Source organism: Nitrosomonas sp. (assembly GCF_019635155.1).
GTDB lineage: Bacteria > Pseudomonadota > Gammaproteobacteria > Burkholderiales > Nitrosomonadaceae > Nitrosomonas.
Window position 1 is genome coordinate 19,082 of the sequence record NZ_JAHBZY010000024.1, and the last position, 9,687, is coordinate 28,768.

Sequence of the window (9,687 nt, forward strand, 5' to 3'; positions counted from 1 at the left end):
AACAAGACATTTTTATCTTTTATATTCAATGGCTTATTTTCCTGCTAATTGGTAATACCATGAAAAATACCATGCTCAGAAAAGGCTTAACAATATTTTGAAAAATTGCCTACTGAGCGCTGCCGCACAGCTCCATAGGCCGCTTTCCTGGCTTTGCTTCCAGATGTATGCTCTTCTGCTCCTGCAGCTAATGGATCACCGCAAACAGGTTACTCGCCTGGGGATTCCCTTTCGACCCGAGCATCCGTATGAGACTCATGCTCGATTATTATTATTATAGAAGCCCCCATGAATAAATCGCTCATCATTTTCGGCATCGTCAACATAACCTCGGACAGTTTCTCCGATGGAGGCCGGTATCTGGCGCCAGACGCAGCCATTGCGCAGGCGCGTAAGCTGATGGCCGAGGGGGCAGATGTGATCGACCTCGGTCCGGCATCCAGCAATCCCGACGCCGCGCCTGTTTCGTCCGACACAGAAATCGCGCGTATCGCGCCGGTGCTGGACGCGCTCAAGGCAGATGGCATTCCCGTCTCGCTCGACAGTTATCAACCCGCGACGCAAGCCTATGCCTTGTCGCGTGGTGTGGCCTATCTCAATGATATTCGCGGTTTTCCAGACGCTGCGTTCTATCCGCAATTGGCGAAATCATCTGCCAAACTCGTCGTTATGCATTCGGTGCAAGACGGGCAGGCAGATCGGCGCGAGGCACCCGCTGGCGACATCATGGATCACATTGCGGCGTTCTTTGACGCGCGCATCGCGGCGCTGACGGGTGCCGGTATCAAACGCAACCGCCTTGTCCTTGATCCCGGCATGGGGTTTTTTCTGGGGGCTGCTCCCGAAACCTCGCTCTCGGTGCTGGCGCGGTTCGATGAATTGCGGCTGCGCTTCGATTTGCCGGTGCTTCTGTCTGTTTCGCGCAAATCCTTTCTGCGCGCGCTCACAGGCCGTGGTCCGGGGGATGTCGGGGCCGCGACACTCGCTGCAGAGCTTGCCGCCGCCGCAGGTGGAGCTGACTTCATCCGCACACACGAGCCGCGCCCCTTGCGCGACGGGCTGGCGGTATTGGCGGCGCTGAAAGAAACCGCAAGAATTCGTTAACTGCACATTCGGGATATTTCTCTATATTCGCGGTTCAGCAGGCATGTCCCCTTTGAGGGCGACCCGACGACAGGATAATCGACCTTATGGTGCGCAAATATTTCGGCACAGACGGTATTCGTGGCAAAGCCAACGAAGGCGCGATGACGGCGGAAACCGCCTTGCGCGTCGGCATGGCGGCTGGCCGTGTCTTTCGTCGCGGTGACCACCGCCATCGTGTCGTGATCGGCAAGGATACGCGCCTGTCGGGCTATATGCTTGAACCCGCGCTCACAGCCGGTTTCACCTCGATGGGCATGGACGTATTCCTTTTTGGCCCGCTGCCGACAACGTATAGGAAGAATAAACGCCCTTTTCACCCAAGTCCAACAGCTTTGGACCGCAGTTGACTCTTTCGACACCCCTGCGATGCAACCCAATCCGGCTGACGGGGAGCCAGCAACGCTGAAAATTTACCCTCCTCTTTCCCACTAGCGGCTCCTTTTCCGACAACCAGCACGGCGGATCCCTGCCGCGGCGCTGTGAACGCAGCATTTTGATTGGTATCGTTGGCCTTCAGGCTCGTCAGTCAAACAGACCCAGGAGCAGCTCAGCCGGTGGCGCCCGGCTTTCGGGTAACGCCCTGGTCCCGCTGGTTTCGGCTTTGTGCTTCAGGTGATCAAGGATCTGCTTGATCACTATAGGGTCTTCAATGCAGGCGATGACTTTCATGGCGCCGCCGCAGCCGCTGCAGGTCTCGATGTCGATATTGAAAACACGCTTGAGCCGTTGCGCCCATGTCATCGACGCTCGCCGTTGTGCTGGTGTTGCCGGTTCATCAGCCACCCTGACCTTGTTGCCCCTGCCCCGTTTTGCCGGCGTGACCAACGCCCGGTGCCGACTGTTGGGTGCGAACACCCCGTGGAAGCGGGTTAGGTTGACTCTGGGCTTCGGTACCAGGGCGGCCAGCCTTGCAATGAAATCCAATGGTTCGAAAATGACGTGCGTGGTGCCGTCCCGGTACGGCGTCTTGAGCTGGTAGCGCACGTTGCCGCCTCGTGTTAACGACAGCCGCTTCTCGGATACCGCCGGGCGGCTGATGTACCGGCACAGCCGTTCGAGCTTCTTGCGTTCATCGGCCCTGGCCGCCACGCCGGCGTGCAGGCTGGACCCGGCTACCTTGCCAATCCCGTCACCGAACGGATCACCACTGGTCGGCAGAGTTTGCAAAGTGAACACCTTTCGCCCCGCCTGTGAACCGACAGCGATACGGTAAGTGATCGAGTGCCCCAGCAGGGGTGTCATCGGGTCGTCATCCACCGCATCCGAGGCCAGATAGCTGTTTTCGACATCCCGTTCCAGCAGGCCTTGCCGTTCCAGATAGCGACCCACCCGGTGGGCGATGGTGTGCGTCAGCTGGGTGAGCTCTGGGCTGGTCGGCGCCTTGACCCAGCGGAAACGCGCTGAGCCGTGGGATTGCTCGACATACACACCGTCGAGAAACAGCATGTGGAAGTGAACATTCAGATTGAGCGCCGATCCAAAACGCTGGATCAGGGTGACCGCGCCCGTCTTGGCCACTTGGTGGGTATGGCCCGCTTTCTTGACCAGGTGCGTGGCAATGACGCGGTAAACGATGCCCAGCACCCACCCCATGATCTCGGGCCGGCTGGCAAACAGGAAACGCAGCTGAAACGGGAAGCTCAACACCCACTGACGCATGGGTTGTTCAGGCAGTACTTCATCAACCAGCAAGGCGGCACTTTCGGCCATCCGCCGCGCCCCACAGCTCGGGCAGAAACCGCGACGCTTACAGCTGAAAGCGACCAGGTGCTCGGCGTGGCAAGACTCGCAGCGAACCCGTAGAAAGCCATGCTCCAGCCGCCCGCATTGGAGAAATTCTTCAAATTCCCGTTGCACATAGCCCGGCAATTCCTTTCCCTGCTCTGCCATAAGCGCAGCGAATGCCGGGTAATACTCGTCAACGATCTGATAGAGAAGGGTTTGCTCGGGTCGGTGGCTCTGGTAACGACCAGTATCCCGATCCCGGCTGGCCGTCCTGGCCGCCACATGAGGCATGTTCCGCGTCCTTGCAATACTGTGTTTACATACAGTCTATCGCTTAGCGGAAAGTTCTTTTACCCTCAGCCGAAATGCCTGCCGTTGCTAGACATTGCCAGCCAGTGCCCGTCACTCCCACTCGATTGTAAACAAGCACACAAAACCCTTTAGTGACAACAATTTGCAAGAACTATCAGGCTCAGTGCCATGAAAAATACCATGACCAGATCATGAGGTTGAACACGGCTTGCGCCGGCAGCGTTCACGCTCCTGGTCGGCGATCTCGCCCGGCTGCAATGCTAGCTCAGCATCGGTCATGCGCTCCAGCACGTCGCGTAGGCGGATGGTGCAAGGAATGGGCGGCAGCTCGAACTCATAGCCGCCGGCGATCATTTCGGCCGCAATCTCCTCGGTGATGAAAAACGGCTCGTCGTCTTGGTTCGGCTTCTTCATGCCCTTTCCTCCTGGCGCTCATCCTGGCCGACAGCGGCCAGGGCATCGGCTTCCGTCAATGCGTCCTCCACGAACGCGCCGTGCTGCTTCGCTTCGGCCTGGCTGACCTCGGCCCATATCCGTTTCACCTGGGCCGCACTGTACCCGGCCAGCTCGGCGGTCTTGTTGATGCTGTAGCCGGACTTGCGCAGCGCGACAACTTGGGCGCGGCGCTTCGGATCAGCACGGCGGCCCTTGTACCGCCCGGCCTGGCGGGCCAACTCAATGCCTTGGCGCTGGCGTTCGCGCCTGTCCTCGTAGTCGTCGCGGGCCATCTGCAAGGCCAGGCGAAAAAGCATGATCTGCACGGCTTCCAGCACGATCTTGGCGACGCCCTGGGCCTCGGCCGCCAGGTCGGATAGATCGACCACGCCAGGGACGGCCAGGCGTGCGCCTTTGGCCTGTATCGAGGCCACCAGGCGCTCGGCCTCGGGCAAAGGTAGGCGGCTGATGCGGTCGATCTTCTCGGCAATGACCACCTCGCCGGGCTGTAGGTCGCCGATCATGCGCAGCAGCTCAGGCCGGTCGGCGCGTGCGCCGGATGCCTTCTCACGGTAGATGCCGGCGACGTAGTAGCCGGCGGCCTTCGCGGCCGTAGTGATCGCCTCTTGGCGTTCCAAGTCCTGCGCGTCGGTGCTGACGCGCAGATAGACCCGCGCCACCATCGGCGCGGCTACTGGCTTCGTCCTGCGCATACTTGCGGGCTCCTTTGGGCATACTCAAATGCACCCATCTTAAACTGGCAGGCCAATTTATCACATATCGATCTAAATGCGCCTAGCTCATTTTTACAGCTTAAATGAGCTATTGAGCACACTCCATATTTCGACTATTATTGAAACATGGAAACGATAAATGCTGTAGCCGCCCTGGCGGCCATCGCTCAAGAATCGCGCCTCGCGGTGTTCCGGCTTCTCGTCCAGGCCGGCCCCGCCGGCATGGCCGCCGGAAAAATCAGCGAAGCGGCCGGCATCCCGCCGTCTTCGCTATCCTTCCACCTGAAAGAGCTGGCACACGCCGGCATGGTCACGTCGCGGCAAGAAGGCCGATTTGTGATCTACGAGGCGAACTTTTCGACGGCCACTAACCTGGTGGCCTTTCTCACGGAAAACTGCTGCGGCGGCCAGGTGTGCAACCTGTCTTGCACCACGGAAGCCGGGAAGGTGTTGGCATGAGACTTCGCCATCTTTCCGACCCCGATTCTTTGCCCGCTTTGGACAAATCCTTTGCCATCGAGCGCCCGGCGCTCGGGCTGGCACCCGACGCCCCGCCGGTGCGTATCCTGCTGCTGTATGGCTCGCTGCGCGCCCGCTCGTTCTCACGGCTGGCCGTCGAGGAAGCGGCCCGGCTGCTGCAATTCTTTGGCGCAGAAACACGCATCTTCGACCCGTCCGATTTGCCGTTGCCCGATCAAGTGCAAAGCGACGATCACCCGGCCGTCAAGGAGCTGCGCGCCCTGTCCGAGTGGTCAGAGGGACAAGTCTGGTGCAGCCCGGAACGCCACGGTCAGATTACCAGTGTCATGAAGGCGCAGATTGACCATCTGCCGCTTGAAATGGCCGGCATCCGGCCGACCCAAGGCCGCACCCTGGCCGTGATGCAGGTATCCGGCGGCTCGCAGAGCTTCAACGCCGTGAACACCTTGCGTCTGCTCGGCCGCTGGATGCGAATGTTCACCATTCCGAACCAGTCGAGTATCGCCAAAGCGTTCCAAGAGTTCGACGCGGCGGGCCGCATGAAGCCCTCGCCGTACTACGACCGAATAGCCGATGTGATGGAAGAACTGGTGCGCTTCACGGCGCTGGTACGGCCGCACCGTGAAGCACTGACAGACCGCTATTCCGAACGGAAAGCGGCCGGCCACGTCATCGACGAGGCCACCGATCTTTCATCCATCGCCATTGCTCCCCAGCCACTACCAGAAAGCGAAACATCATGACCGAAAGAATCTATAACGTCCTCATCCTCTGCACCGGCAATTCGGCGCGCAGCATCATGGCCGAAGCTCTCATCAACACGATGGGGCAAGGGCGCTTCCGCGCCTACAGCGCCGGCAGTCACCCAACCGGCAAGGTCAATCCCTTCGCCGTCGAAAAGGTGGAGTCGGTGAATTACCCGACCGAGAATCTGCGCAGCAAGAGCTGGGACGAGTACGCCACGCCCGACGCACCGAAGATGGACTTCATCATCACCGTCTGCGACAACGCCGCCGGCGAAATGTGTCCGGTGTGGCCTGGTCAGCCGATCTCGGCGCATTGGGGATTTGAAGACCCGGCCGCCGTCGAAGGCACTGACGCCGAGAAGCGCCGGGCCTTCGAACAAACCTTCCGGCACATGATGAACCGCGTCCGCCTGTTCGTGAATCTGCCTCTCAAAATGCTTGACCAGACGGCCATCAAGCGCGAGCTGGCGAACATCGGCAAGACCGAGCAGGAAGCATGAGCGCCGGCGCACAGGCCATCGCCGCGAAGCCGCGCCAGGCCCCGATGAGCGGCTTCGAGCGTTACCTGACGCTGTGGGTGGCCCTGTGCATCGTCGCCGGTGTTGCGCTCGGCCAGGGCCTTCCTGACGTGTTCCAGGCCATAGGCCGCATGGAAGTGGCCCAGGTCAATTTGCCGGTGGGCCTGCTGATTTGGGTAATGATCGTCCCGATGCTGGTCAAGATCGACTTCGGGGCGCTGCACCAGGTCAAAGAGCATTGGCGCGGCATCGGCGTCACGCTGTTCGTGAATTGGGCCGTCAAGCCATTCTCGATGGCCCTGCTGGGGTGGCTGTTCATCCGACAAGTGTTCGCTCCGTTCCTGCCGGCCGATCAACTGGACAGCTACATCGCGGGCTTGATCTTGCTGGCCGCCGCGCCCTGCACGGCAATGGTGTTCGTGTGGAGCCGCCTTACCAACGGCGACCCGCTTTTCACGCTCTCGCAAGTGGCTCTGAACGACGCCATCATGATCGTGGCCTTCGCGCCCATCGTCGGCCTGCTGCTGGGCATGTCCTCGATCTCGGTGCCTTGGGACACGCTGCTGATTTCGGTCGTGCTCTACATCATCGTGCCGGTGATCCTGGCGCAGCTCTTGCGGCGGCATCTGCTCAAGCAAGGACAGGCCGCCTTTGAACGGGCCATGCAGAAGATCGGGCCGTGGTCGATGGCCGCGCTGCTGCTGACGTTGGTTCTACTGTTCGCCTTCCAGGGCGAGGCCATCATCCGGCAGCCGTTAGTGATCGCCATGCTAGCCGTGCCGATCTTGATTCAAGTGTTCTTCAATTCCGGGTTAGCCTACTGGCTGAACAAGCGGGCGGGGGAAAAGCACTCTGTCGCCTGTCCTTCGGCCCTGATCGGTGCCAGCAACTTCTTCGAGCTGGCCGTGGCGGCCGCCATCAGCTTGTTCGGTCTGCACTCCGGCGCTGCATTGGCAACCGTGGTCGGCGTCCTGGTCGAAGTGCCGGTGATGCTGCTGGTCGTGCGCGTGGTGAATCGCTCGAAGAGCTGGTACGAACGAGGTTGAACATGAGTAGGAAAAAACTGAGGAAATGATTGCAGATTGCCGCGCCGGCCGCTTCCTGGCGCATTCGATCACTGACCTGGAACACCTAGTATCCATGCTTGCTGAGGTCGCCCGATTACAGACCCAAAGAACCTAGAGAACAGGCTGCATGAGAAGGCCGACCCGGCCCGCGCCGTTTCCACTGGTCGGGTGCGCTACACACTGGCCGAACTACTGGCCGACGCGGAAGCATCCGGGGCTTACCCGCTGCCGCCGGAGGAACGCGAATGGATGGATGCGCCGTCTGTGGGTCGGGAATGGCCAAACAGTGAAGATTGAAAAAGGCGGCCAGTTCGAGTGGCCGCCCTTTCGTCATTAGCTGCACGCTTGGCGCAAGGCGTTCATTGCTTCTTGAAAATCAGCCTGTGTCGCCCGGCCCGTTTCAGCTTGGTAGTACACCACCATAAAAGCATTAGCGACGGCTTCGGCCAATGGCCCAAGGCTCCGCGCTTCCGCTTGGTTGATGTACTCCAAAGAAGAAAGAATAGCCGCTGCTTGATGCACTGCTTGCCCTGGTTCGATAATATGTTGTGTTGTCATAATTCACCTCTCCAGTAGGTGTTGATTGAAAGTGCCGGGCTGGTTGTGGCCAGCCCGGTGCGCCTACAGGTACAGCCCCGCCGCCTCCGCGAATGCTGACCGCTCATTCCTGCCGCCATTAACCTCAATACTTATCGGCTTAGTTTCGCTCTCTCTCATAGGGTCTGGCCGTGATACAAAAGCGGCTGTTTCTGTCTCTGCATCGACCTCGGTCGATTGATCACCCAGCGGCGAAATAAATACCTGGCTGACTTCTTCCCTTGGCGCTTCATCCAGGGCCGCCAATGCGGCCATGTATGTTGATGTCGTCATCGTGCTAACTCCTGACTTCGTTACTATCTGGGCCAGAATCGGCGCCCAAGCTATTGCCCTCGAACTGGCCAGATTGGCTTGCTTCTTTCGGCTCCATGCTTTCGCGTATCGAAGCAGCCAGTTTTCCGCCTGTGGTTTCGCTCACTCGCTCCTGGAATCCCTGCTTCACTTGAGAGCCGACACCCTTGGCTAACTCGGAGGCCGTGCCTGTGGCCAGCTTCGCGGCCTTGGCAAAGCCGCCACCGCTTGAGCTACTGCCGCTGTCACCAAAGCCAGCCGCTTGGGCGAATGGGCTACTGCCAGCAGTACCCGCTTCACCACCACCGTTTCCGCCACTGCTGACAACTGACCCCATGCTGGACATGTCACCGCCGGTTTCCATACTCGCTGATGCTTTCTGAAAAGCCGCTTGGAGTGCACTTGCACCTCCGGCTGCACCGGCTGCGGCACCCATAACCGCTTTACCTGCCAGGGCAGCGCCGCCAGTTGCCATACTGGCCGCCGTCACCGCCGCCCCAACTGCCGCACCCGCACCGAAGTTTCCAATTCCACCGGCTGCGCCAATACCACCACCAGACACAAGACCAGAAATCATCGGCGGAACTTTGTTGACCAAGAAAAGCAAGATGACCGATATAACCAACATCACGGCCAGTTCCTGGGATGCCATGTTCTCGCTGATTTGCGTGTAGTAGTGATTGATGAACTCTTTGCCAATCGCAACCAGAAGCACCATTGCCATAAGCTGTGCGGCCAGGCCCAGCACGGTCTTGTAGTAATTGATCGCCATGTCGGAAGTCCAACGACTTCCACCAAAGCCAAGGAAGAACACACCGGCATACAACAGAATCCAGGCTGATGCGAGCAACAGCAACAGGTTGACCGCAATCAACGCCAGGACAAACAAAACAGCCAGGGCCATTAGCTCCATGACCAGAGCAGTTGCCATCTGCCGCCATCCCAGCTCCGAGGTGGCCTGTACTGTGCGGTTGTATAACTCGAAACCAAGATCAAGGATGCTGGAGGGCCCAAGATTGCTATTGGAAAGTCCCCCCGCCTGCGCGCCCAGAGTTTGCAATGACTGAACAATCGTACCGGCGATATTCATGCCCTGGTTCGCATTCGTCAGCAACCACCAGAAAAAGCCGGTGAAGATCGTGAAGCGAACGAACTCCGCGAAGAACTCGCCAATGTCGGCCTTGCGCAAAGCCATCATGCCGAATGTCCAGACCATCGAAATCACAACCAGCGTCCAGAACAAACGCGATGCAGCGGACTCAATAGCTGGCCCCCATGTTGCGGCAGCATCATGAAAACGCTTGAGCACATCATTCATAACACCGCTGCTACTTAGCTCCTGCGCCATTGCAGGTTCAGCCAGCACCATTGTGGCGACCATCATCAAGCCACCTAGAGCAATTTTCTTTCTCATGGCGACCACCTCAATAATCATCTTTAGGGCTGGGCTTGAACTCCCACTGACGCATCTGCTTGGCCTTCTGGAATGCTCTGCATTCCTCGGTAAAGGCCTCTCGGTTCGCTTCGCTGCGCATTTCATTCAGTGCTGCCTGGAACGCATCGGGGGCACACGTCGCCGCATTTGGTTCGGGCATCCTTTCCTGTTCACATCCAGCCAACAACAGCAACGTAGCCG

General features: G+C 59.1%; 13 protein-coding genes. 6 read left to right on the forward strand and 7 right to left on the reverse strand.

The window, feature by feature from the left end; all coding sequences use genetic code 11:
* The first annotated feature begins 288 nt into the window (after positions 1–288).
* Both sul2 and KF839_RS13665 read left to right on the forward strand, forming a co-directional pair.
* Positions 289–1,104: a sulfonamide-resistant dihydropteroate synthase Sul2 gene (gene sul2, locus KF839_RS13660; protein ID WP_001043260.1), complete on the forward strand. Its 816-nt coding sequence runs from the start codon at positions 289–291 to the stop codon at positions 1,102–1,104.
* 86 nt (positions 1,105–1,190) lie between these two features.
* Positions 1,191–1,493 carry a phosphoglucosamine mutase gene (locus tag KF839_RS13665; RefSeq protein ID WP_000251875.1) on the forward strand — a complete coding sequence of 101 codons (303 nt, stop codon included), beginning with the start codon at positions 1,191–1,193 and terminating at the stop codon, positions 1,491–1,493.
* 175 nt (positions 1,494–1,668) lie between these two features.
* Here the strand turns inward: KF839_RS13665 and KF839_RS13670 are convergent, their stop codons facing one another.
* The 3 genes from KF839_RS13670 to KF839_RS13680 form a co-directional block, all read right to left on the reverse strand.
* Positions 1,669–3,162 carry an IS91-like element ISCR2 family transposase gene (locus tag KF839_RS13670; protein ID WP_001120888.1) on the reverse strand — a complete coding sequence of 498 codons (1,494 nt, stop codon included), beginning with the start codon at positions 3,160–3,162 and terminating at the stop codon, positions 1,669–1,671.
* 210 nt (positions 3,163–3,372) lie between these two features.
* Entirely contained in the window at positions 3,373–3,597 is a 225-nt protein-coding gene (locus KF839_RS13675; RefSeq protein WP_000743213.1) for a hypothetical protein, read from the reverse strand.
* The gene (locus KF839_RS13680; RefSeq protein WP_001366550.1) at positions 3,594–4,331 is read right to left on the reverse strand and encodes a recombinase family protein; all 738 of its coding nucleotides are present in this window, start codon (positions 4,329–4,331) and stop codon (positions 3,594–3,596) included. The genes KF839_RS13675 and KF839_RS13680 overlap by 4 nt, the downstream gene beginning before the upstream one ends.
* A 147-nt stretch (positions 4,332–4,478) precedes the next feature.
* Here KF839_RS13680 and KF839_RS13685 point away from each other — a divergent pair, with 147 nt between their 5' ends.
* The 4 genes from KF839_RS13685 to arsB are packed head-to-tail and all read left to right on the forward strand — an operon-like array spanning position 4,479 to position 7,142.
* Entirely contained in the window at positions 4,479–4,811 is a 333-nt protein-coding gene (locus KF839_RS13685) for an ArsR/SmtB family transcription factor (RefSeq protein WP_000447876.1), read from the forward strand.
* On the forward strand, positions 4,808–5,575 hold the full coding sequence (gene arsH, locus KF839_RS13690; RefSeq protein WP_001239389.1) for an arsenical resistance protein ArsH: 768 nt from the start codon (positions 4,808–4,810) through the stop codon (positions 5,573–5,575). The genes KF839_RS13685 and arsH overlap by 4 nt, the downstream gene beginning before the upstream one ends.
* Complete coding sequence (locus KF839_RS13695) at positions 5,572–6,078, forward strand: arsenate reductase ArsC (protein WP_000140066.1); 507 nt, start codon at positions 5,572–5,574, stop codon at positions 6,076–6,078. The genes arsH and KF839_RS13695 overlap by 4 nt, the downstream gene beginning before the upstream one ends.
* Positions 6,079–6,122: 44 nt before the next feature.
* Complete coding sequence (gene arsB, locus KF839_RS13700; protein WP_005015323.1) at positions 6,123–7,142, forward strand: ACR3 family arsenite efflux transporter; 1,020 nt, start codon at positions 6,123–6,125, stop codon at positions 7,140–7,142.
* Positions 7,143–7,496: 354 nt separating this feature from the next.
* On the opposite strand, the gene KF839_RS13705 is transcribed toward arsB, so the two are convergent.
* The 4 genes from KF839_RS13705 to trbK all read right to left on the reverse strand — a co-directional run.
* On the reverse strand, positions 7,497–7,721 hold the full coding sequence (locus KF839_RS13705) for a type I toxin-antitoxin system ptaRNA1 family toxin (RefSeq protein WP_000211355.1): 225 nt from the start codon (positions 7,719–7,721) through the stop codon (positions 7,497–7,499).
* A gap of 63 nt (positions 7,722–7,784) precedes the next feature.
* Positions 7,785–8,033: a hypothetical protein gene (locus KF839_RS13710; RefSeq protein WP_000213809.1), complete on the reverse strand. Its 249-nt coding sequence runs from the start codon at positions 8,031–8,033 to the stop codon at positions 7,785–7,787.
* Positions 8,034–8,037: 4 nt separating this feature from the next.
* Positions 8,038–9,465, reverse strand: a complete 1,428-nt coding sequence (gene trbL, locus KF839_RS13715) for a P-type conjugative transfer protein TrbL (protein ID WP_001405816.1) — start codon at positions 9,463–9,465, stop codon at positions 8,038–8,040.
* Positions 9,466–9,475: 10 nt separating this feature from the next.
* Positions 9,476–9,687, reverse strand: a 212-nt coding sequence (gene trbK, locus KF839_RS13720; protein ID WP_292918396.1) for an entry exclusion lipoprotein TrbK, incomplete at its 5' end; no start/stop codon positions are given.

What these genes read in the sequence shown, in the direction of transcription:
- sul2 (WP_001043260.1), top strand. Translation starts at nt 289, where the DNA reads ATGAATAAATCGCTCATCATTTTCGGCATCGTCAACATAACCTCGGAC.
- KF839_RS13665 (WP_000251875.1), top strand. Translation starts at nt 1,191, where the DNA reads ATGGTGCGCAAATATTTCGGCACAGACGGTATTCGTGGCAAAGCCAAC.
- KF839_RS13670 (WP_001120888.1), bottom strand. Translation starts at nt 3,162, where the DNA reads ATGCCTCATGTGGCGGCCAGGACGGCCAGCCGGGATCGGGATACTGGT.
- KF839_RS13675 (WP_000743213.1), bottom strand. Translation starts at nt 3,597, where the DNA reads ATGAAGAAGCCGAACCAAGACGACGAGCCGTTTTTCATCACCGAGGAG.
- KF839_RS13680 (WP_001366550.1), bottom strand. Translation starts at nt 4,331, where the DNA reads ATGCGCAGGACGAAGCCAGTAGCCGCGCCGATGGTGGCGCGGGTCTAT.
- KF839_RS13685 (WP_000447876.1), top strand. Translation starts at nt 4,479, where the DNA reads ATGGAAACGATAAATGCTGTAGCCGCCCTGGCGGCCATCGCTCAAGAA.
- arsH (WP_001239389.1), top strand. Translation starts at nt 4,808, where the DNA reads ATGAGACTTCGCCATCTTTCCGACCCCGATTCTTTGCCCGCTTTGGAC.
- KF839_RS13695 (WP_000140066.1), top strand. Translation starts at nt 5,572, where the DNA reads ATGACCGAAAGAATCTATAACGTCCTCATCCTCTGCACCGGCAATTCG.
- arsB (WP_005015323.1), top strand. Translation starts at nt 6,123, where the DNA reads ATGAGCGGCTTCGAGCGTTACCTGACGCTGTGGGTGGCCCTGTGCATC.
- KF839_RS13705 (WP_000211355.1), bottom strand. Translation starts at nt 7,721, where the DNA reads ATGACAACACAACATATTATCGAACCAGGGCAAGCAGTGCATCAAGCA.
- KF839_RS13710 (WP_000213809.1), bottom strand. Translation starts at nt 8,033, where the DNA reads ATGACGACATCAACATACATGGCCGCATTGGCGGCCCTGGATGAAGCG.
- trbL (WP_001405816.1), bottom strand. Translation starts at nt 9,465, where the DNA reads ATGAGAAAGAAAATTGCTCTAGGTGGCTTGATGATGGTCGCCACAATG.